Genomic DNA, 19,320 nt, shown 5'->3' on the forward strand with positions numbered 1-19,320 from the left:
AGGAAATCAGAAACCCCCTCTTAAGTTCCGCAGGTCCATCTGTAGCCGACACACCAGCCGCGCGGGGACCATGCTGAACGAACTTCTCGTGATCGAAGATGCCGACGTTCATCTGTCGATCCTGCGCAAGATCGCCGTGCAGGCGGGCTTTGCGACGACCGGCGTGAACTCGGTCGACGGCGCGATGAACGTGCTGCGCCGGCGCAACTTCGAATGCATCACGCTCGACCTCAATCTCGGTGAGCGCTCCGGCACCGAGGTGTTGCAGCTGTTGGCGGACATCAAATCCCGCACACCGGTGCTGATCATCAGCGGCTCAGACGATCAGACCCGCGACGTCACGGTCCGCGCCGGCAAGATCCTCGGCCTGAACGTCTATCCGCCGTTCTCCAAGCCGGTCGACCTCGCTCTGCTCCGACAAACGCTGCGCCAGATCGCCGCCGACACCGACCGGCAGCGCCTCGTCAAAGCCAGCATCCGCTAGCCCGAACGCACGCGCGTTTTCCCGCTTGATCCAGATCAAGGCGCCATACCTCTGCCGCTTGTTGGCTGCAGAGGGGCGAGCAGAAACGAGATGCGATGACGGCAGCGAATTCGGCTAACGAAGCAGAAGCAGTTGTGAACGAGGCGACGCCCTATGAGCTCGTAGGCGGCGAGGCCGGCGTGCGCCGTCTGGCGGAGCGCTTTTACACCATCATGGACCAGGAGCCCGGCGCCAGCCGCATCCGCGCGATGCACGACGCCGATCTTGGTCCGATCAAGCAGTTGCTGTTCGAATTTCTCAGTGGCTGGTTGGGCGGGCCGGCGCTTTATTTCGAGCGGGCCGAACATCGCTGCATCATGTCCGCGCACCGTCCGTATCCGATCGGCGACGCCGAGCGCGACGAATGGATGACGTGCATGCGCCGCGCGATGTTCGATTGCGACATCACGGGCGACATGTATGCGTTGCTGGATCAAGCGTTTCTGCGGATGGCGAACGCATTCCGGAGCCGCAAGGCGAGCTGACAGGAACTCCCGTCAGCCCGACTTGGCGGCGGCCTCCCGGGCCAGACGCTCGGCCCGGAGCCGCTCGCGGTTGGCGTAAAAGGCGCGCTGGGCCGCCTCATGCTCGCGCATGGCTTGTTCGGCATCAGCCCTGCGGCTGGCGTCACGCGCTCGACGCTCTTCCGGCGTGAGGACGCGAGGCTGTCTGTCTGTGTTATCGTAAGGCATGGGCAGATAACGCCCAGGCGGCCGGGATGTTCCCAGCCCGCGACGGTTCAGTCCGGCTTTCGTGGAAACAGCTGGTCGCGGATGTAGCGCGACGTCGGCGTCAGGCTGAGTCCGTAGGGCTTTTGCCACACCGCGCGGTCGATCTCCTTCTTGTCTCCGATCTCCAGGCGCCCTTTGGCATGCTTGGCGATGAAGATGGCATCGCTCATCTTGCGACCCGAGCGCTTGTTCTTGGCGGTGACTTCCTTCCATAGCCGCAGCCGGCCGAGCTTGAGCTTGGGAAGCTCCTCCTTGATCTCGCGCTTCAGGCAGTCCTTCGCCGTCTCCTGCGCGCGTTTGCGGCCACCCGGAAACATCCAGCGCCCGTCGGCCCGGCGCCGGACCAGGAGAACCCTTCCGCCCTTGGCGGCAACCAGCTTGGACGCCTTGGTCATGGCCCAGGAGCTCTCACCTCTCGAACAATGAAGCGGAGTCTATCAAGATTCGCTCCCACTCCTGCTCCGGAGCTTTGCGGAGATTCGGCCACAACTCCGCAGCGGCCAACCAAGCTCAGCGCAGCGCTCCGACCGCCGGCGGCGGCTCAGTAGCAGGAGCGCGGATCGACCGCGACATACTCTCCCGACGGATATCGATAGTAGCAATTGCCCTGCGACAGATAATAGCCCGGTCGCGCCGCAGCCGTAGCGCCGGCGATCGCCCCGGTGGCACCACCAAGCACGGCGCCCGCCGCGGCACCGCCCGCCTTGCCGGTGAGGATACCGCCGAGCACCCCGCCGATGATCGCGCCCCCGAGCGCGCTGGCACCCGGATCGACTTCGGCCGGAGGCGGCGCCGGCTCGTAGGCGACCGGCGGGGGCGCCTCGTAGGCCGCCGACGGCGCATAGACCACATCGTCAGCATAGTCCTCCGACACGTAGGTCGGCGGTCCTTCCATGGGCTCGGGATAATAGTACCAGACGCCACCGACGTCCCACCACCAGCCCGGACGGCCATTGTGAACCTCGTGCCGCCATCGGCCACCCTCCCAGCCGACCCGGCCGCGATAAGACTGCCCACCATAGTCGCGCACCGCGACCCGGCCGTGCGCATAACGCGCATCCGGTCCCCGCCCGGCCATCGCCGGACCAGGGCCCGGCCCGTGGCCCGCTGCGTAGCCCTGACCGGCTCCCGGCGGACGTCCCTGCTGCGCCACCGGCGCAGGCTGACGTCCCTGAGGGGCAACGGCAGCCCGCGGCGGTGCGCCCGGCTGTGCTCCCTGCGGCTGGCCGGCCATGGGACCGGCTTGCCGCGGAATCTGGACATGGGGTTGGCCGCCCGGCTGCCCACCCTGGGCCGGCGCTTGGCGAATGACACCCGGCGGGCGGGCCTGGGGCGAATGCCCGGCACCAGGACCAGCCTGGTCCTGGGTTTGCGCCCAGGCTTGGGCGGGGATCCCGACCGCGGTCAGGATTGCGATCGCAGGCAGCCACCGTGTGCTCTGGTTGGACAACATCATTCTCCCCTACCCTTGATCACCCGCCGTCCGCGCTGATTGCCACGGACGCCAAGTGTAATGCGGATTGATCATCCCGGATCGCCGGCTTCGGCGCGCATGATCCGGACACATCATAGTTTCCGCGACAAACGGGTAAAATCCGGACTATTTTGCGGCTAGGTCAACCTGCTGCCGTCAGGTTAACCGAGATGCCGGCTGATTCGCCGCTTCGATCATGCAACCTTGCTGGCGCGGCCCTGCTGATCCGGTACGAGCTGATCGGCGGTCACCGGTCGGGCACGATCACATTGCAGTTGGTTCGTCCCGACATCAGGCAATCCTGCATCTGGCTTGCCGAGGTCAGGCTGCGGGCCAGCCACACGCCGAAGGCCACGACGAGCGCCGCGAACACCAGTGCCGCCATGGCACCGCGTCTATCCGGCCCCTGCGTACTCATCGCCGGTGCGCCTAGGCGGCACGCAGGCCAGCGGCCTCACCGTGCGGTTGCTGCTGCTGGCGAGATGCCGGCGAGATCGATTCGATACGGGTGCAGCTCGTCACCCAGAACAGCTGCCCGCATTCCCATTCGGAACCCAGCACACCGGCCGAACCGGGCCGCGGGCGGGCGAGGACCGCGGTCATCACGCATGCGCTGACCACGAGAGCGACGAGCGCGAGGCCGAGCGCCATGCGCCCGCGGCGAACAGAGATCATGCCGGTCAACTCCGTTGGACGTCGCACCCGGGCGGTGCGCTGGTGCCCGCGAGGCGTGAAGCGACTCACAGCCGGCCGACCTGCGTCAGCGACGGGGGTGCTTACATAGCCTCCGGCGAGCGCCATGCAAGCGCTAGGCAGGTCGGATGTGGAGGAGCGGCGATAAAGCATTTGTCATCGACGCATGCGATCCTATACACACGGGCTCGCGTCGGCCTCCGCTCGTGTTCACGATCTCGTGGAAGAATTGCCTGGCGGCGCGTGCAGCCCCTGACCGACCACACCCTGATCGAACACCCAAATAGCGAAGTGACGACGTCTCCATGAGAGGATTCAAGGAACCTGGATTTGCCGATCGGCAGAAGGCCGCGCAGCAGGCCCGCCAGAGCATCGTGCAGAAGTTCAAATCGCAACCGGGACCGGACGATCCCGAAGTCGTGAAGCGACGGCAGGAGCGCGAAGCTGCCGCCGCCCGCCGCGAGCAGCAGCGATTGGAGCGCGAGGCCGCCAAGGCGGAGCAGAAGCGCCTCGAGGAAGAGGCCAAAGCTGCCGAGATTGCCCGGCTCGCGCGCGAGGCGGAAGACGAAGCCGCTCGCCTCGCCGAGATGGAGGCCGAGCAGAAGGCGAAGCGCGATGCGCGCTACGCCGCGCGCAAGGCCCGCGGAAAGAAGAAGTAAGCAGCAACGCCGCCGCCACGAGACCTGCGTGCCGTCGCGTCCGGCATCGCGCGGCTCCTCACTTCATCGGCGATGGGACTGATACGGTCGTCCCATCGCACGATGCCGGGCGAGACGACTTAGTTCTTCTTCATCATGCCGTCGTCCTTCTTCATCCCGTCCTTGGACATGGCATCGTCCTTCTTCATGCCGTCCTTGGCCATCGAATCCTTCTTCATGCCGTCGTGGGACATCGCGCCCTTTTTCATCCCATCGTCCTTGCTCATCTTGTCCTCCGCGAAGGCCACCGGCGCGACGGCCACGTTGAACGCGAGGGCGGCGGCGGAGATTCCGAGGATGAGGCGGCTACGATTGGTCATGATGATCGCTCCTTCGTATGACGGGGTTCGACGGCGACGGACGCGCCGTTCCTGGATATCGACGTTCCGATGAAGGCGATTGTTACGAGCGCGGGCGAGAATTTTTGTTCGATCAAATTTGACTCGAATGCGTCCCGTTCCGGAATCGAGGACACAATTTTGCCCGGCAAGATCATGTTAGTACAACCCGGGCAAGGGATTCACAGGCCGGTACGTGCGCCGCAGCAATATGTCGCTTCCCATGCATTTGGCCTCGAACGAACTGCCTAGTTCGGCTAGAGGTAAGTCCGGTAGATTGGTTGGTATAACTCACGCCAACGAACCCGGGTCGGGAACCCAACCAGAAGTTGTCCAGGGGAAATCTCATGCTCACACGCCGTCATGTCATCGCATCCGCGCTCGCTGCGCCGGCCATTCTGCGTTTTGGAACCGGCACGGCCCATGCAGCAACGACGCTGAAGATCTCTCACCAGTTTCCCGGCGGCACCATCGACAAGGGCGATTTCCGCGACCGGCTCTGCCGGGTGTTCTCCGAGGAGGTTGCGAAGCGCTCCGGCGGCGAGATCGCGACCGAGATCTATCCGAACTCCTCGCTCATCAAGACCGTCGCGCAATTCTCGGCCATGCGGAAGGGCGCGCTCGACATCAGCCTTTATCCGATGCCTTACGCCGGCGGCGAGGTGCCCGAGACCAACATCGGGCTGATGCCGGGTCTGGTCACGACCTACGACCAGGGGATGCGCTGGAAGAACGAGCCGGTCGGCAAGACGCTGAGCGATTTTCTGGCCGACAAGGGCATCATCCTGCTCACCTGGGTCTGGCAGGCGGGCGGGGTCGCCAGCCGATCACGGCCGCTGGTGGCGCCCGAGGATGCCAAGGGCATGAAGGTGCGCGGCGGCTCGCGCGAGATGGACATGGTGCTGCAGACCGCCGGCGCCTCGGTGCTGTCGGTTCCGTCGAATGAAATCTACACCGCGATGCAGACCGGTGCCTGCGATGCCGGCATTACCTCGTCGACCAGCCTGATCTCGTTCCGGCTGGAAGAGGTGTCGAAGGCCCTCACCTCCGGAGCCAAGGCGTCTTACTGGTTCATGCTCGAGCCGCTGATGATGTCCAAGGCCTCGTTCGACAAGCTGCCGAAGAACCAACAGGACATCATCCTCGCGGTCGGCGCGGAGATGGAGGCGTTCGGGCGCAAGGGCGCGCAGGACGACGACATCGAAGTTGCCAAGGTCTACGAAAAGGCCGGCGCCAAGGTTACGGAGCTCGATGTCGAGACCGTCAACAAATGGCGCGACATTGCCCGTGACACGGCCTGGAAGGACTATGGCGGCAGGTCCGCGAACTGCGCCAAGCTCCTCAAGCTCGCCTCCGACGTCGCGGCCTGATTGATGCACGCGCCCGTTCTCGATACCGAGGCCACGACAGCCATCGGCGCCAGCGGTCCGCTGGCGCCGCTCCAGCGTGTTGTCTCGCTGCTCAATCGTATCATCGTCGTTCTGGCCGCGTTCGCACTGGTCGCGGCCTGCCTCATCCTGAGCTACAGCGTGGCGGGCCGTGCACTGTTCAAGGCCGCCAACTACTGGCAGGACGAAGCCGCCGTGTTCTTGCTCGTCGGCGCAACCTTCATGACTGCAGCCTATGTGCAGGAGCATCGCGGCCACGTCAGCATCGAAGCCTTCGTTGGGCTGATGTCGCCGCTCGCCAACAAGATCAGGCTCTGGCTGGTCGACGTCGCGAGCTTTTTGTTTTGTGCCTTCTTCACCTGGAAATCCTGGACCCTGACACATGAGGCCTGGGTCGATGGTCAGGTCTCGAATTCGATGTGGTCGCCGCCGCTGGCGATTCCCTACGGCCTGATGGCCGCGGGAATGACCCTGCTGTGCCTGCAGATGCTGCTGCAGATCGTGGCTCCGCTGACCGGAGCGCGTCGATGAGCGTGTTCGGAATTGGGGTTGCCTACGGACTCTCGACCCTGTTTGCGATGTTCGCGGGCATGCCGATCGCGTTCGCGCTCGGCGCCGTCGCCGTCGTGTTCATGGCCATCTACATGCCGACCGCGTCGCTCGATACGGTGACGCAGAACGTCTACGAGGAAATGGCGTCGATCACGCTGCTGTCGATCCCGCTGTTCATCCTCAAGGGCGCGGCGATCGGCCGCTCCCGCGCAGGCCAGGATCTCTACTCGGCGCTGCACGCGTGGCTGCATCGCGTGCCCGGCGGATTGGGCGTCGCCAATGTGTTCGCCTGCGCGCTGTTCGCGGCGATGGCGGGATCGTCCCCCGCGACCTGCTCGGCGATCGGCTCGGCCGGAATTCCCGAGATGCGCAAGCGCGGCTATTCCGGCGGCTTCGCCGCAGGCATCATCGCCGCCGGCGGCACGCTCGGCATTCTGCTGCCGCCCTCGATTACGATGATCCTGTTCGCGATCGCGGCGGAGAAATCGCTGGGACGGCTGTTCCTGGCCGGTATCGGCCCCGGGCTGCTGCTGGTGACCCTGTTCGGCGTCTATTCGGTGGTGCGCTTCCGGCAGGAATATGCGCGCGCGAAAGCCGTCTATGAGAAGTCGGGCGCGTGGTCGGACATCCTGACCAAGGACGATTTTACGATGGCGCAGCGCTTCTCCGTGCTGCCACGCGTGATTCCGTTCGTGCTGCTCCTGACCGGCGTCATGGTCGCGCTCTATGGCGGCCTCGCCACGCCATCGGAAACAGCCGGTCTCGGCGGCATCCTCGCGCTCGTGCTGATCGCGATCATCTACCGCGTGTGGAGCCCGGCCGATCTCGCGCCCATCATGAAGGCGACGCTGCGCGAATCGACCATGCTGATGCTGATCATCGGCATGTCGCTGCTGTACTCCTACGTGATGAGCTACCTGCACATCTCGCAGTCGGTGGCGGAGTCCATCGTGGCGATGCACCTGCCGCGCTGGGAACTGTTGTTCGCGATCCTGCTGATGGTGGTCGTGCTCGGCTTCTTCCTGCCGCCGGTATCGATCATCCTGATGACGGCGCCGATCATCCTGCCGCCGTTGCGGGCAGCAAACTTCGACATCATCTGGTTCGGCGTGGTGATGACGATCGTGATGGAGATGGGCCTGATTCACCCGCCGGTGGGTCTCAACATCTTCGTCATCAGGAACGTCGCGCCGGACATCCCGCTGCGCGAGGTGATCTGGGGCACGCTGCCGTTCGTCCTGCTGATGATGGCCGCCGTGCTGCTGCTCTGCTTCGTGCCGCAGATCTCGACGGCGCTGCCGGATCTCGTGATGGGGCCGGATCTCAGCCGCTGACGCAGCGACGAATGGCGACTAGGACGTAGCGAATAGGGATTGGCGATAGGTTCAGCCCCCGTTCGCTATTCGCCATTCGCTGCTCGCCTGTTCTTCGCATTCAGCGCGCCGGCAACGCGGCTGACCGGGGGCCGGCCGAGCAGCCGGCTGATTTCGTTGGTGGCGGCCAGCAGTTTCGTCATGTCGACGCCGGTGCGGATGCCCATGCCTTCGAGCATGTAGACGACGTCCTCGGTCGCGACATTTCCCGTCGCGCCCGGAGCGAACGGGCAGCCGCCGAGGCCGCCGGCGGCGGCATCGATGACGCGGACGCCCTCCTCCATGCCCGCATAGAGATTGGCCAGCGCCTGGCCGTAGGTGTCGTGGAAATGCATCGCAAGATGCATCACGGGCACATCGTCGCAGACGGCGCGCAGCATCTGCTTGGCCTTGAGCGGCGTGCCGACGCCGATCGTGTCGCCCAGCGAGACCTCGTAGCAGCCCAGGTCCCACAGCGCCTTCGCCACGCCGGCTACCGCCTGCGGCTTGATCTCGCCTTCATAGGGACAGCCGAGCGCGCAGGAGACGTAGCCGCGCACCTTGACGCCGTCGGTCCTGGCGTGGGCGATCACCGGCTTGAAGCGCTCCAGCGACTCCGCGATCGAACAGTTGATGTTGGCGCGGGAGAAGCTCTCAGAGGCCGCCGTGAACACGCAAATCACCCTGGCGCCCGCAGCGCGCGCGGCCTCATAGCCCTTCACATTGGGCACCAGCACATGGAATTCGCCGGGCAGCGCAGACACGCTGCGCATCACCTCATCCGATCCCACCATCTGCGGGATCGCCTTGGGCGAGACGAAGGCGCCGACCTCGACGGTCGCCAGGCCGGCGTTCACCAGCGCGCGGACAAAGGCGATGCGATCGGCCACGCCGACCAACGTCTTCTCGTTCTGCAGGCCGTCGCGCGGGCCCATTTCGATGATGCGCACGCTCTCGCTCATGCCGACCTCTCTGGTTCGAGGATCAGGCGGACGGTTCGAGGTCCGCCAGTTCGACGCCTTCCTGCACGATGTCGCCGACCTTGCACTTGATCGCCGTGAGCCGGCCTGCGAACGGCGCCCGCAGGGTCTGCTCCATCTTCATGACTTCGAGCGTCAGGATCGCCGCACCCTTCTCCAGGACGGCGCCTTCCTGCGCAAGCAGCGCCACGACGGTCCCCGGCAACGGCGCCACGATCTTGTCCTCGCCGGCCTGCTCCTCGTCGTCTCCGCCGAACGGATCGATCCAATGCAGATCGAAACGACCGTTGCGGGTCCGCAGGTACAGCTCATGGCCCTCGATGACGGCCACCACATGGGATTTGACGCCGTCGCACACAAGGTCGAAGCCACCGTCATCAGTCGGGATAGCCGAGAACGAGGTCTCACGGCCCGCGATCGACAGGCGCTGCACGCCGGGACCATAGGCCAGCGTGGCGGTCCGCGGTTCATTACCCGCGCTTTGGCGGAACGAGAACACGCGCTGTCGCAGTCCCACCGGCATCCAGCCGGATGCGCGCCACGGCGAGCCTTGCTCCTTCGCAGCCGCGATCTGCTCGCCGATGAGAATGGCCCCAACCGCGGCACAGAGCTCGAGGTCGCCGGCCACCGCTCCTGACTGGGTCAGATGCGTCAGATGGCGCTCGATGAAACCGGTGTCGATCGCGTTCGCCACGACGTCGGGATGCGTCAGCAGCGACGACAGGAACGGGATGTTGCTGACGATGCCTCGGACGTCGGTGTCGTCAAGGCCGCGGTTGAGCCGCTCGATCGCGACCTCGCGGGTCGGCGCCCAGGCGATCATCTTGGCGAGCATCGCGTCGTAATAGGGCGAGACCGCATCGCCCTCGCGATAGCCGGCATCGATGCGCAGGCCGCCGGTGTCAGCGGGAAGCCGCCAGATCTTGATCGTGCCGACTGAGGGCATGAAGTTCTTGGCGGGATTCTCCGCGTAGACGCGCGCCTCGATGGCATGGCCATGCAACCGGATCTGGTCCTGCGTCAGCGGCAGCTCTTCGCCGAAGGCGACGCGCAACTGCCATTCGACGAGATCGACCCCGGTGATCAACTCGGTGACGGGATGCTCGACCTGCAGACGCGTGTTCATCTCGATGAAGAACACGTCGCGGCCGTCGGAGACGAACTCGATGGTGCCGGCGCCGACATAGTTCACCGCGCCCGCCGCGCGACGCGCCGCAGCGCACACCGTGTCCCGTTGCGCCGGCGTCAACGTCGGCGACGGCGCCTCCTCGACCACCTTCTGGTGCCGGCGCTGCAGGGTGCATTCGCGCTCGAACAGCGAGACCAGATTGCCGTGGCTGTCGCCGACGATCTGCACCTCGATGTGACGCGGGCTCTCGACGAACTTCTCGATCAGCACGCGGTCGTCGCCGAACGCCGCCTTGGCCTCGCGCTTGGCGCTGGTGACGGCATCAGTGAGGTCGCCGGCCGCGTGAACCACGCGCATGCCGCGGCCGCCGCCGCCGGCGGACGCCTTGATCAGCACGGGAAAGCCGATCCGCGCGGCTTCATTGGCGAGCGTGGCGTCATCCTGCGCCTCGCCGTGATAGCCGGGCACCAGCGGCACGCCCGCCTGCTCCATCAGAAACTTCGAGCCGGACTTCGACCCCATCGCCGTGATCATCGCCGCGGTCGGCCCGACGAACACCAGCCCCGCATCGAGACAGGCCTGTGCGAACTCGGCACTCTCGGACAGGAAGCCATAGCCGGGATGAACAGCCTCGGCACCGGTCTGCCTGGCGGCCTCGATCAGCCGCTCGATGTTGAGATAGGAGTCGCGGGCGCGCGCAGGGCCGAGCAGCACCGCTTCGTCGGCCAGCGCGACGTGCAGCGCGTTGCGGTCGGCCTCCGAATAGACCGCGACGGTCTTCAATCCCATCGCGCGCGCCGTGCGGATGACGCGCACGGCGATCTCGCCGCGGTTGGCGATCAGGAGCTTGCGAAAACGACGATACAATCCGGGACGAGCCATGATCACATCCTGAACAGGCCGAACTTGGTCGGCTCGGCCGGGGCATTGGCGGCGGCAGACAATCCAAGTCCGAGCACGAGGCGGGTATCGGCGGGATCGATCACGCCGTCGTCCCACAGCCGCGCGGTCGCGTAGTACGGATTGCCCTGCGCCTCGTATTGCGCGCGGATGGGGCTGCGGAATTTCTCTTCCTCTTCCGCCGGCCAGCTCTCGCCCTTGGCCTCGATGCCGTCGCGGCGGACCTGGCTCAGCACCATCGCCGCCTGCTCGCCGCCCATCACCGAGATGCGCGCGTTCGGCCACATCCACAGGAAACGCGGCGCATAGGCGCGGCCGCACATGCCGTAATTGCCGGCGCCGTAGGAGCCGCCGATCACGACGGTGAACTTCGGCACCGACGCGGTCGCGACCGCCGTCACCAGCTTGGCGCCGTCGCGGGCGATGCCGCCGGCCTCGTATTTCTTGCCGACCATGAAGCCGGTGATGTTCTGCAGGAACACCAGCGGAATGTTGCGCTGGCAGCACAGCTCGATGAAGTGCGCGCCCTTCAGCGAGCTCTCGCTGAACAGGATGCCGTTGTTGGCGATAATGCCGACCGGATGGCCCCAGATGTGGGCGAAGCCGCACACCAGCGTCTGACCGTAGAGCTTCTTGAACTCGTCGAACTCCGAGCCGTCGACCACCCGCGCGATGATGTCGCGCACGTCGAACGGCTTGCGGCCGTCGACCGGCACGACGCCATAGATCTCTTCCGCGGCATAGCGCGGCTCGCGCACCTCGCGCATGTTCAGCACGGTGCGCGCGCCCGGCGGCTTCAGGGTGCCGACGATGCGGCGGGCGATGCCGATCGCATGGGCATCGTTCTGCGCGTAGTGATCGGTCACGCCCGACTGTCGCGAATGCACGTCGGCACCGCCGAGCTCCTCGGCGCTGACGACCTCGCCGGTCGCCGCCTTCACCAGCGGCGGACCGCCGAGAAAAATCGTGCCCTGGTTGCGCACGATGATGCTCTCGTCCGACATCGCCGGCACATAGGCGCCGCCGGCGGTGCACGAGCCCATCACGATCGCGATCTGCGGAATGCCCTGCGCCGACATCTGCGCCTGGTTGTAGAAGATCCGGCCGAAATGCCGCTCGTCCGGGAAGATCTCGTCCTGCAGCGGCAGGAACGCGCCGCCGGAATCGACCATGTAGACGCAGGGCAGATTGTTCTGCCGCGCGATGTCCTGGGCGCGCAGATGCTTCTTCACCGTCATCGGGTAGTAGGTGCCGCCCTTGATGGTGGCGTCGTTGGCGACGACGACGCATTCGCGCCCCGCGATGCGGCCGATGCCGGTCACGATGCTCGCCGAATGGACGTCGCCGCCATAGAGCCCGTGCGCGGCCAACGGCGACAGCTCCAGGAACGCCGTTCCGGGGTCGAGCAGCAGGTCGACGCGCTGGCGCGCCAGCATCTTGCCGCGCGACAAATGCCGCTTGCGCGAGGCCTCGCCGCCGCCCTCGGCGACCTGCCCCAGCTTCGTTCTGAGGTCGGCGACCAGCGCGCGCATGGCGTCGGCATTGCGGGCGAAATCGGAGGACGATGGATCGATCGTGGAGTGAAGCGTCATGACCGGCGTCTTCGTTGCGGGGCTGGAGGGGGAAGCCGTGGGAGCACGCGTCAGAGCGGTCGCGGCCGTTCAGGCCGCTGCGAGCCCGGGTGTACCATCTTTGCCCGCATGCTGTCCTCCCTGCCCGCCGGCGGCCGGTTTGCGGCCGTCCGTCCTTCTCGAATTAAACGATCATACGTTTTTAAATTCTATTCTCAAGCGGATTGTTGTAGGGTCCGGGGCGAGCAGCATTTGCTTGAGACCACGGAATTTTCAGACTTCACTACGGGACCCCCTGCCGTGGCGGATCCGCCGCGATCGGCATCGGGACGGTCCAGCGAGGACGAGATGGCGCGCACGATCGGGTCACATGGTCCGACGACGATGGAGGCGATCCGCAGGGCCGGCCTGCGGCTGATCTTCCAGCACGGCTATGAGGCCATGAGCCTGCGCCAGCTCGCCGCCGAGGTCGGCATCCAGCCGGGCTCGCTCTACAATCACATCAGCACCAAGCAGGAGCTGCTGGCAGAGCTGATCCAGGACCACATCAACGACCTGCTGCACGAGCTCGAGCAGGCGCTCCGCGACACCCAGGGTCCGGTCGAACGCCTCCGGGCATTCGTCGCCTTCCACGTCAGCTATCACATGACCCGGAAGCGCGAGGTCTTCATCGCCAATTCGGAGCTGCGCAGCCTCGATCCCCGCAACTACGAGGCGGTGGTGGCGCTGCGCGGCGCCTATGAGCGCCGGCTGGCCGACATCCTCAGCGACGGCGTGGCGCAAGGCGTGTTCGACGTCGACGACATCCAGGTCGCGACCTTTGCCATCATCGCGCTCCTGACCGGGCTGTGCAGCTGGTACCGTCCCGGCGGCCGGCTCACCAGGGAGGCGATCATCGCGGCCCACGAGAAGCTCGTGCTCTCCGGCGTCATGCCGCGCACCGCCGAGCCTGATCCGGCCGGCGGTGGCCGGCCTGATCGCCCGACCGGCTGAACGGGCCGCGCCGATGGCTGGCAGCCCGGAGCTCGACGCGATCGACCGCAGGATCCTGGCGGAGCTCCAGGCCGATGGCCGGATCCGCATCAACGAGCTCGCCGACCGGGTCGGGATCTCGCATCCGAACTGCCTGCGCCGGGTGCGGACGCTGCGCAGCAGCGGCGTGATCAAATCCATCCGCGCCAGCATCGATGAACGGTCGCTGGGCTATGAGGTGGTCGCGTTCGTGTCGATTCAGCTCGACAGCCAGCACCAGACGGCACTGGAGTCGTTCGAGGCCGCGATCGTGACGTTGCCCTGGGTCCAGCAATGCTGGCGGCTGTCGGGAGATGCGGATTTCCTGCTGAAATGCGTGTCGACCGGCGTCGAAGGCATGAGCCGCCAGCTCCGCCAGTTCGCCGCCCTGCCCGGCGTCCGGGCCATCAGGAGCTTCCCGGTGCTCGGCCTGTCCAAGGACGCCCCGCTGCCCATCTCCGGCGGGCCGCCTCAAACAGGTTGAACGGATGACGGCCGAGCCGGCCCCTCAATGCGTCCAAATCAGTGCGTCCAGGGCTCACCGCGGCGGAACGAGAAATTGTCGGCATAGGCGATCTGCCGCTTCACCGGCTCCTTCGGCTCGATCACCTGGTAGGGAATGCCCTTGCGCTCGCAATAGGCGATCGCCTCGTCCCTGGTATCGAAGCGCAAGGTGACCTGCTGCTTCATGTCCGAGGAGGACGTCCAGCCCATCAGCGGCTCGACCGAACGCGGCTGCTCCGGCTCATAATCCAACTGCCAGTCCCTGGTCTTGGCCTTGCCCGATTGCATCGCGTTCTTGGCGGGCTTGAAAATGCGTGCGGTCATGGCTGGAAGAGCCCCTGGAAGCTGAGGTCGTCATGCGTTTGGCGGAAACGGCAGGGATGGGGTACAGGCAAGATCCAGCACGGAACGGTGATTCCCATCCAGGACGTGACCGTCTATCGTGCTCCGTATAGTCATTCTGCCGTCCCGTGACAATCTCGGTCGACTGCCACGGCGCCTCTGCTCCCCGAACGTTTTCCATTCAAAACAGTGCGTTGAAGCGGCCATGAAAATCAATGCCACGCTGCCCGAGCGCGGGCGCGACCTGCGGCTCGACCTGTTTCGCGGAATCGCCAACTGGGCGATCTTTCTCGATCACATCCCGGACAATGTGGTGAACTGGATCACCACGCGAAATTACGGCTTCAGCGACGCCGCCGACCTGTTCGTCTTCATCTCCGGCTATACCGCCTCGTTCGTCTATGCGCGCATGATGATCGACCGCGGCTTCATCGTCGGCGCCACCCGGCTGTTCAAGCGGGTGTGGCAGCTCTACGTCGCCCACATCGTGCTGTTCGTGATCTATATCGTGGCCATCAGCTATCTGGCGACGCGGTTCGGCGTCTCCGAGATCATCGACGAGTTCAACGTCGCAGGCCTCGTCGACCACGCCAGCGATACGCTGGCGCAGGGACTGATCCTGAAGTTCAAGCCGGTCAATCTCGACGTGTTGCCGCTCTACATCGTGCTGATGGGCTTCTTCCCGCCGGTGCTGTGGATGATGCTGCGCCAGCCCGACCTGACCATGATCGCCTCGATCGTGCTGTGGCTCGTGGCGCGACAGATGGGCTGGAATTTCGCGGCCTATCCGGCTGGCACCTGGTACTTCAATCCGTATTGCTGGCAGGTGCTGTTCGTGTTCGGCTCCTGGTGCGCGCTCGGCGGCGCCCGCCGCTCGATGGGCATCATCATGGCGCCGGCCACGCTCTATTTCTGCATCGCCTACATGGTGCTCGCACTGGTCATGACGATGGCCGGCCGCTTCCCTGAGCTCGGATCGATGTTTCCGAACTGGCTCTATGCGGCCTTCAACCCGAACGACAAGACCAATCTCGCGCCGTACCGCTTCCTGCATTTCGTGGTGATCGTCATTTTGGTCATCCGGTTCGTGCCGAAGGAATGGCCGGGCCTGGAGTGGAAGGCGTTCGATCCCCTCATCGTCTGCGGCCAACAGTCGCTGGCGGTGTTCTGCGTCGGCGTGTTCCTGTCCTTCATCGGCCACTTCACCCTGATGCTGAGCTCGGGCTCGCTGCTGGCGCAGATCCTGGTCAGCGCGGCGGGCATCGCGATCATGACAACCGTCGCCTACTACATCTCCTGGTCGAAGCGGCAGGACAAGCCGCTGCCGAAGCCGCCCGCGCCGAAGTAAACTTCGCGCCATTGGGGGCGCGTGGTCGCGCCCCGCCTCCGTTGACCTGCATCAAGCCGGGCCCGATCGGGCTCGCTAAGGTTTGCATCACCAACGGAGCCGCTTCCCGCGGCGCGCGTTCGCTTGCGAACGCGCGAGGCTGCGCAAGCGGTGATTTGCTGACAAGGACCAGATCATGCCGACCCATTTCCATGCCGTCGTGTGGCTCGATCACAGCGAGGCCAAGGTGTTCCACATCGGACTGACCGGTGCCGACGAGCTGACGCTGCATCCGCACCTGCAGACCAAGCATCTGCATCACAAGGCCAACGAGATCGGCAGCGGCCATGCGGCGCCCGACAAGGATTTCCTCGAAGAGGTCGCGCACGCACTCGATGACGCTGGCGAGATCCTGATCATCGGCCCGGCCGGCGCCAAGACCGAGCTTGCCAAGTACCTGCACGAGAAGCATCCTGCGGTCGGAAAGCGCATCGTCGGCGTCGAAGCCGCCGATCACCCGACCGATCGCCAGATCGTCGCCTATGCCAAGCAGCACTTCAAGATGGCTCCGCCCCGCGTGGCGACGGGCACTGCGGGCTAAGTATAGCCTTTCTCCCGTCGCAGGGTCCGTTCGATCATGGACATGCTGACGCCGGACCAATCCAACGCCATTGCTGCCACGCCGGCCGTCGATCGCGGCCGGCGTCGTTTTCCGTGGCGCGGCCTGCTCTCGATCATCCTGCTGTCCGGCGCACTGGCTGGGCTTGCCGCATGGTGGGGGCGTGGACCGCTGATTGCGACCGCCCGCATCACCCGCGGCACGGCGGCCGAGATCGTGTATGCGACCGGCGCCGTGGAGCCGGAGACGTGGTCGCGGAGCACGCCGCTGGTCCGCGGCCGCATCATCGAGCGCTGCCGCTGCGAGGGCAAGTCGGTCAAGGCCGGCGACGTGCTGGCGCGGCTCGACGACAAGGAGGCGCTGGCCACCTTGAACGATCTGCGTGCACAGGAGGAATTCCAGCGCCACGAGTTCGAGCGACAGTCGCAGTTGCTGGCCCGCGGGGCGGCCACCTCGCAAGCCTACCAGCGCTCCGAAAGCGATCTCGCCCGCATCCGTGCCCAGATCGCGGCCCAGACCCAGCGCCTCGACTACTTCAAGCTGGTGGCGCCGATGGACGGCGTCGTCCTCAAGGAGGACGGCGAGGTCGGCGACATGGTCGATCCCGGCACCATCCTCTACCGCGTCGGCCTGGAGAAGCCGCTCTGGGTCGTCGCCGACGTCAACGAGGAGGACATCCCCCGTGTCCAGGTCGGGCAGAAGGCGCTGCTGCGCGCCGATGCGTTCGGCAACCAGGCCCTGCCCGGGACGGTGAAGCAGATCACGCCGGCGGGCGATCCCGTGGCCAAGACGTTCCGCGTGCGGATCGGCTTGCCGGACGACACGCCGCTGCGCGTCGGCATGAGCGTCGAGGCCAACATCGTCAGCCGGGAGACGGCCGACACGCTGCTCGCGCCGGCCAATGCCGTCGTCAACGGCAGCCTCATGGTGATCGAAGGCGGCCGTGTGCAGCGGCGCGCGGTGCGGATCGGCATCCGCGGCTCCGCGGCGGTCGAGATCCTCGACGGCGCCCGCGAGGGCGAGCTGGTCGCAGCGCCCGCGACCGCCGACATCAAGGACGGTCAGCGGATCCGCGTGATCGGGCCCGAGACGTCGGCGCCATGAGCCTCGTCCTGACCATCGCCTGGACTCATGTGCGCCATCGCGCCCGCCAGACGCTGGTCGCGATCGCGGGCGTCATGACCGGCGTGGCGTTTTCGGTGATGATGGCGGCGATGATGGAGGGCTCCCAGGACGACTTCATCCGCACGCTGGTCGATGCGCTGCCGCACATTTCGATCACCGACGAGCTGCGCCAGCCGACCCGTCAGCCGGCCGATCAGATCTATGCGGCAGCCGAATTCCACCGATTGACCCCGAACGTTCGCCGCCCCGGCATCAAGAACCCGATGGCCACCATCGCCTCGCTGCAGGGCTGGGTGCCGGGCGCGCTGACGGCGTCGGTGCAGTCCAAGGCCGTGCTGCGCTTCGCCGGCCGCAACCTCACGGTCGCGATCATCGGCATCGATCCGCGCACGGAGGGCCAAGTCTCGACGCTGGCGAGCCACATGCGACAGGGCAACCTCAATTCGCTGTACCGGTCCTCGCACGCGATCCTGCTCGGCGACCGGCTCGCGACCAAGATCGGCGCGCGGGTCAACTCCAACATCACGCTCGCCTCGGCCCAGGGCGTCAGCATGAACGCGACCGTCGTCGGCATCTTCCATTCCGGCTTCCGCGGCACCGACGAGACCACCGGCTACGTGCTGCTGCGCACCGCGCAGATCCTGGAGCGCCAGACCGGGATCATCAACGAGATCCGCGTCCGCACCAACGATCCGATGCAGGCGCGCCTGATCAGCGAGCGCATCGGCGAGCAGACCGGCTACAAGGCGGTCTCCTGGCAGGAGGCGCAGGAGGACCTGCTGGCGGCGATCACGCTGCGCAACGTGCTGATGTACACCATCGTCGGGGCCATCCTGCTGGTCGCGAGCTTCGGCACCTACAACATCATCTCGACCATCACCCACGAGAAGACCCGCGACATCGCCATCCTCAAGTCGCTCGGCTTCCGCGACCGCACGGTCCGCACCATCTTCATCGTCGAGGCGCTGTTCATCGGCCTGACCGGTGCCGCTCTCGGCTGGGCGCTCGGCTACCTGCTCACCCGCGGGCTCGCCTCGCTCGAGTTCAAGACGCCGTTCTCCGACTACAATCATCTGCCCGTGCTGTATTCGCTGAAGCACTATCTGCTGGCGGGCGCGGTCGCGCTGATCTCCAGCGCCGTCGCCGGCTACTTTCCGGCCCGCGCCGCGGCGCGGTTGCATCCGGTCGACATCATCCGGGGCGCGACGTGAGCCCGCCCCTGATCGAGGCGCGGCAAGTGACGAAGGTGCTGCCCGGCGAGGTGCCGGTGACGCTGGTCGCCGACATCGATCTCGTGATCCATCCGCGCGAGCTCATCGCCATCACCGGACCGTCGGGCTCGGGAAAATCCTCGCTGCTCTATCTGCTCGGCCTGCTCGACCTGCCGAGCCAGGGCGACGTGCTGATCGACGGCCGCTCGACGACGGGCATGAACGAGGACGAGCGCGCCGAGGTGCGGCTGTCACGGCTCGGCTTCGTCTTCCAGTTTCATTTCCTGCTGCCGGAATTCTCGATCACCGAGAACGTCGCGCTGCCGATGCGCGCGCTGGCACGGCTGTCGCCGCGCGCCATCACCACGCGCGCCGAGGAGCTGCTGAGCTCGCTCGGCCTCGCCGAGCATCTGCGCAAGACGCCGGACAAGCTGTCGGGCGGCCAGCGCCAGCGCGTGGCGGTGGCGCGCGCGCTCGCCAACGATCCTCCCGTCATCCTGGCCGACGAGCCGACCGGCAGCCTCGACACCGCCGCGACCGCGCAGGTGTTCGGCATCCTGCGCGATCTCGTCACCCTGCGCGGCAAGACCGTGGTCGCGGTCACGCACGACCTCAACCTCGCCGCTCAGATGCAACGGCGCGTGCACATCATCGACGGCCGGCTGGCGCAGGACGAGCTGGCGCGCTGATCCGCCTGCCGCGACCTCGGCACGGCCGACGCGCGAACCGCCGCCCACGCCCGATTTGATCTAGCGCAAAGACGCGAGATTCCGATTCAGAGGATGCTGGCGGCCAGCGGATGTTCCTTCCCCGGATTCACCCGCACACTTCGGATGCTCCCGGGTTTTGCCG

At 66.0% G+C, this 19,320-nt stretch carries 23 protein-coding genes; 13 read left to right on the forward strand and 10 right to left on the reverse strand.

Features of this window, described 5'->3' with window-relative positions; genetic code table 11:
• The first annotated feature begins 70 nt into the window (after nt 1-70).
• Both QX010_RS08545 and QX010_RS08550 read left to right on the forward strand, forming a co-directional pair.
• A complete protein-coding gene (locus QX010_RS08545; RefSeq protein ID WP_315800050.1) occupies nt 71-484 on the forward strand; it encodes a response regulator in 414 nt (137 codons plus the stop codon).
• Between the two features lie 95 nt (nt 485-579).
• Complete coding sequence (locus tag QX010_RS08550) at nt 580-1,008, forward strand: group II truncated hemoglobin (protein ID WP_316164804.1); 429 nt, start codon at nt 580-582, stop codon at nt 1,006-1,008.
• Between the two features lie 12 nt (nt 1,009-1,020).
• Here the strand turns inward: QX010_RS08550 and QX010_RS08555 are convergent, their stop codons facing one another.
• The 5 genes from QX010_RS08555 to QX010_RS08575 all read right to left on the reverse strand — a co-directional run bounded on the left by QX010_RS08555 (nt 1,021) and on the right by QX010_RS08575 (nt 3,403).
• Nucleotides 1,021-1,215, reverse strand: a complete 195-nt coding sequence (locus QX010_RS08555; RefSeq protein ID WP_315800052.1) for a hypothetical protein — start codon at nt 1,213-1,215, stop codon at nt 1,021-1,023.
• A gap of 47 nt (nt 1,216-1,262) precedes the next feature.
• Nucleotides 1,263-1,649 carry an NUDIX hydrolase gene (locus QX010_RS08560; protein WP_315800053.1) on the reverse strand — a complete coding sequence of 129 codons (387 nt, stop codon included), beginning with the start codon at nt 1,647-1,649 and terminating at the stop codon, nt 1,263-1,265.
• A 146-nt stretch (nt 1,650-1,795) separates the two neighbouring features.
• Complete coding sequence (locus QX010_RS08565; RefSeq protein ID WP_410051931.1) at nt 1,796-2,710, reverse strand: hypothetical protein; 915 nt, start codon at nt 2,708-2,710, stop codon at nt 1,796-1,798.
• 265 nt (nt 2,711-2,975) lie between these two features.
• Nucleotides 2,976-3,113, reverse strand: coding sequence for a hypothetical protein (locus tag QX010_RS08570; RefSeq protein WP_315800055.1), 138 nt, complete (start codon nt 3,111-3,113; stop codon nt 2,976-2,978).
• Nucleotides 3,114-3,157: 44 nt separating this feature from the next.
• Nucleotides 3,158-3,403: a hypothetical protein gene (locus tag QX010_RS08575; RefSeq protein ID WP_316178844.1), complete on the reverse strand. Its 246-nt coding sequence runs from the start codon at nt 3,401-3,403 to the stop codon at nt 3,158-3,160.
• A 323-nt stretch (nt 3,404-3,726) separates the two neighbouring features.
• Between QX010_RS08575 and QX010_RS08580 the strand changes: the two genes are divergently transcribed.
• Nucleotides 3,727-4,080: a DUF6481 family protein gene (locus QX010_RS08580; protein WP_315800057.1), complete on the forward strand. Its 354-nt coding sequence runs from the start codon at nt 3,727-3,729 to the stop codon at nt 4,078-4,080.
• Nucleotides 4,081-4,199: 119 nt separating this feature from the next.
• On the opposite strand, the gene QX010_RS08585 is transcribed toward QX010_RS08580, so the two are convergent.
• Entirely contained in the window at nt 4,200-4,439 is a 240-nt protein-coding gene (locus QX010_RS08585) for a pentapeptide MXKDX repeat protein (RefSeq protein ID WP_316178846.1), read from the reverse strand.
• Nucleotides 4,440-4,804: 365 nt separating this feature from the next.
• Between QX010_RS08585 and dctP the strand changes: the two genes are divergently transcribed.
• Genes dctP through QX010_RS08600 form a run of 3 tightly spaced genes read left to right on the forward strand, consistent with a single transcriptional unit; the run spans nt 4,805 to nt 7,731 of the window.
• The gene (gene dctP, locus QX010_RS08590) at nt 4,805-5,827 is read left to right on the forward strand and encodes a TRAP transporter substrate-binding protein DctP (protein ID WP_316178848.1); all 1,023 of its coding nucleotides are present in this window, start codon (nt 4,805-4,807) and stop codon (nt 5,825-5,827) included.
• A 3-nt stretch (nt 5,828-5,830) separates the two neighbouring features.
• Nucleotides 5,831-6,376: a TRAP transporter small permease gene (locus QX010_RS08595; protein WP_315800060.1), complete on the forward strand. Its 546-nt coding sequence runs from the start codon at nt 5,831-5,833 to the stop codon at nt 6,374-6,376.
• Nucleotides 6,373-7,731: a TRAP transporter large permease gene (locus QX010_RS08600; protein WP_315800061.1), complete on the forward strand. Its 1,359-nt coding sequence runs from the start codon at nt 6,373-6,375 to the stop codon at nt 7,729-7,731. Before QX010_RS08595 ends, QX010_RS08600 begins: the two co-directional genes overlap by 4 nt.
• A 65-nt stretch (nt 7,732-7,796) precedes the next feature.
• On the opposite strand, the gene QX010_RS08605 is transcribed toward QX010_RS08600, so the two are convergent.
• The 3 genes from QX010_RS08605 to QX010_RS08615 are packed head-to-tail and all read right to left on the reverse strand — an operon-like array spanning nt 7,797 to nt 12,350.
• Nucleotides 7,797-8,711 (reverse strand): hydroxymethylglutaryl-CoA lyase, encoded by a 915-nt coding sequence (locus tag QX010_RS08605; RefSeq protein ID WP_316178850.1) that lies wholly within the window; start codon nt 8,709-8,711, stop codon nt 7,797-7,799.
• 22 nt (nt 8,712-8,733) lie between these two features.
• Nucleotides 8,734-10,740, reverse strand: a complete 2,007-nt coding sequence (locus tag QX010_RS08610; protein WP_316178852.1) for an acetyl-CoA carboxylase biotin carboxylase subunit — start codon at nt 10,738-10,740, stop codon at nt 8,734-8,736.
• A gap of 2 nt (nt 10,741-10,742) precedes the next feature.
• Complete coding sequence (locus QX010_RS08615; protein WP_316178854.1) at nt 10,743-12,350, reverse strand: carboxyl transferase domain-containing protein; 1,608 nt, start codon at nt 12,348-12,350, stop codon at nt 10,743-10,745.
• Nucleotides 12,351-12,677: 327 nt separating this feature from the next.
• On the opposite strand from QX010_RS08615, the gene QX010_RS08620 reads away from it, so the two are divergent.
• Entirely contained in the window at nt 12,678-13,322 is a 645-nt protein-coding gene (locus tag QX010_RS08620) for a TetR/AcrR family transcriptional regulator (protein ID WP_315800065.1), read from the forward strand.
• A 13-nt stretch (nt 13,323-13,335) separates the two neighbouring features.
• The gene (locus QX010_RS08625) at nt 13,336-13,824 is read left to right on the forward strand and encodes an Lrp/AsnC family transcriptional regulator (RefSeq protein ID WP_315800430.1); all 489 of its coding nucleotides are present in this window, start codon (nt 13,336-13,338) and stop codon (nt 13,822-13,824) included.
• 38 nt (nt 13,825-13,862) lie between these two features.
• Here the strand turns inward: QX010_RS08625 and QX010_RS08630 are convergent, their stop codons facing one another.
• Nucleotides 13,863-14,168 (reverse strand): ETC complex I subunit, encoded by a 306-nt coding sequence (locus QX010_RS08630; RefSeq protein WP_315800066.1) that lies wholly within the window; start codon nt 14,166-14,168, stop codon nt 13,863-13,865.
• A gap of 223 nt (nt 14,169-14,391) precedes the next feature.
• On the opposite strand from QX010_RS08630, the gene QX010_RS08635 reads away from it, so the two are divergent.
• The 5 genes from QX010_RS08635 to QX010_RS08655 all read left to right on the forward strand — a co-directional run bounded on the left by QX010_RS08635 (nt 14,392) and on the right by QX010_RS08655 (nt 19,157).
• Nucleotides 14,392-15,534: an OpgC domain-containing protein gene (locus tag QX010_RS08635; RefSeq protein WP_316178857.1), complete on the forward strand. Its 1,143-nt coding sequence runs from the start codon at nt 14,392-14,394 to the stop codon at nt 15,532-15,534.
• Nucleotides 15,535-15,709: 175 nt separating this feature from the next.
• The gene (locus QX010_RS08640; RefSeq protein WP_316178858.1) at nt 15,710-16,114 is read left to right on the forward strand and encodes a translational machinery protein; all 405 of its coding nucleotides are present in this window, start codon (nt 15,710-15,712) and stop codon (nt 16,112-16,114) included.
• Between the two features lie 42 nt (nt 16,115-16,156).
• On the forward strand, nt 16,157-17,236 hold the full coding sequence (locus QX010_RS08645) for an efflux RND transporter periplasmic adaptor subunit (RefSeq protein WP_316178860.1): 1,080 nt from the start codon (nt 16,157-16,159) through the stop codon (nt 17,234-17,236).
• Nucleotides 17,233-18,468 carry an ABC transporter permease gene (locus QX010_RS08650; protein WP_316178861.1) on the forward strand — a complete coding sequence of 412 codons (1,236 nt, stop codon included), beginning with the start codon at nt 17,233-17,235 and terminating at the stop codon, nt 18,466-18,468. The genes QX010_RS08645 and QX010_RS08650 overlap by 4 nt, the downstream gene beginning before the upstream one ends.
• Entirely contained in the window at nt 18,465-19,157 is a 693-nt protein-coding gene (locus QX010_RS08655; protein WP_315800071.1) for an ABC transporter ATP-binding protein, read from the forward strand. The genes QX010_RS08650 and QX010_RS08655 overlap by 4 nt, the downstream gene beginning before the upstream one ends.
• Nucleotides 19,158-19,320: the final 163 nt, after the last annotated feature.

The sequence above is a fragment of the Bradyrhizobium sp. SZCCHNRI1009 genome, assembly GCF_032487575.1.
Lineage (GTDB): Bacteria > Pseudomonadota > Alphaproteobacteria > Rhizobiales > Xanthobacteraceae > Bradyrhizobium.

Coding starts and splice junctions, on each gene's coding strand:
- QX010_RS08545 (WP_315800050.1), top strand. CDS start 71: ATGCTGAACGAACTTCTCGTGATCGAAGATGCCGACGTTCATCTGTCG.
- QX010_RS08550 (WP_316164804.1), top strand. CDS start 580: ATGACGGCAGCGAATTCGGCTAACGAAGCAGAAGCAGTTGTGAACGAG.
- QX010_RS08555 (WP_315800052.1), bottom strand. CDS start 1,215: ATGCCTTACGATAACACAGACAGACAGCCTCGCGTCCTCACGCCGGAA.
- QX010_RS08560 (WP_315800053.1), bottom strand. CDS start 1,649: ATGACCAAGGCGTCCAAGCTGGTTGCCGCCAAGGGCGGAAGGGTTCTC.
- QX010_RS08565 (WP_410051931.1), bottom strand. CDS start 2,710: ATGATGTTGTCCAACCAGAGCACACGGTGGCTGCCTGCGATCGCAATC.
- QX010_RS08570 (WP_315800055.1), bottom strand. CDS start 3,113: ATGGCGGCACTGGTGTTCGCGGCGCTCGTCGTGGCCTTCGGCGTGTGG.
- QX010_RS08575 (WP_316178844.1), bottom strand. CDS start 3,403: ATGATCTCTGTTCGCCGCGGGCGCATGGCGCTCGGCCTCGCGCTCGTC.
- QX010_RS08580 (WP_315800057.1), top strand. CDS start 3,727: ATGAGAGGATTCAAGGAACCTGGATTTGCCGATCGGCAGAAGGCCGCG.
- QX010_RS08585 (WP_316178846.1), bottom strand. CDS start 4,439: ATGACCAATCGTAGCCGCCTCATCCTCGGAATCTCCGCCGCCGCCCTC.
- dctP (WP_316178848.1), top strand. CDS start 4,805: ATGCTCACACGCCGTCATGTCATCGCATCCGCGCTCGCTGCGCCGGCC.
- QX010_RS08595 (WP_315800060.1), top strand. CDS start 5,831: ATGCACGCGCCCGTTCTCGATACCGAGGCCACGACAGCCATCGGCGCC.
- QX010_RS08600 (WP_315800061.1), top strand. CDS start 6,373: ATGAGCGTGTTCGGAATTGGGGTTGCCTACGGACTCTCGACCCTGTTT.
- QX010_RS08605 (WP_316178850.1), bottom strand. CDS start 8,711: ATGAGCGAGAGCGTGCGCATCATCGAAATGGGCCCGCGCGACGGCCTG.
- QX010_RS08610 (WP_316178852.1), bottom strand. CDS start 10,740: ATGGCTCGTCCCGGATTGTATCGTCGTTTTCGCAAGCTCCTGATCGCC.
- QX010_RS08615 (WP_316178854.1), bottom strand. CDS start 12,350: ATGACGCTTCACTCCACGATCGATCCATCGTCCTCCGATTTCGCCCGC.
- QX010_RS08620 (WP_315800065.1), top strand. CDS start 12,678: ATGGCGCGCACGATCGGGTCACATGGTCCGACGACGATGGAGGCGATC.
- QX010_RS08625 (WP_315800430.1), top strand. CDS start 13,336: ATGGCTGGCAGCCCGGAGCTCGACGCGATCGACCGCAGGATCCTGGCG.
- QX010_RS08630 (WP_315800066.1), bottom strand. CDS start 14,168: ATGACCGCACGCATTTTCAAGCCCGCCAAGAACGCGATGCAATCGGGC.
- QX010_RS08635 (WP_316178857.1), top strand. CDS start 14,392: ATGAAAATCAATGCCACGCTGCCCGAGCGCGGGCGCGACCTGCGGCTC.
- QX010_RS08640 (WP_316178858.1), top strand. CDS start 15,710: ATGCCGACCCATTTCCATGCCGTCGTGTGGCTCGATCACAGCGAGGCC.
- QX010_RS08645 (WP_316178860.1), top strand. CDS start 16,157: ATGCTGACGCCGGACCAATCCAACGCCATTGCTGCCACGCCGGCCGTC.
- QX010_RS08650 (WP_316178861.1), top strand. CDS start 17,233: ATGAGCCTCGTCCTGACCATCGCCTGGACTCATGTGCGCCATCGCGCC.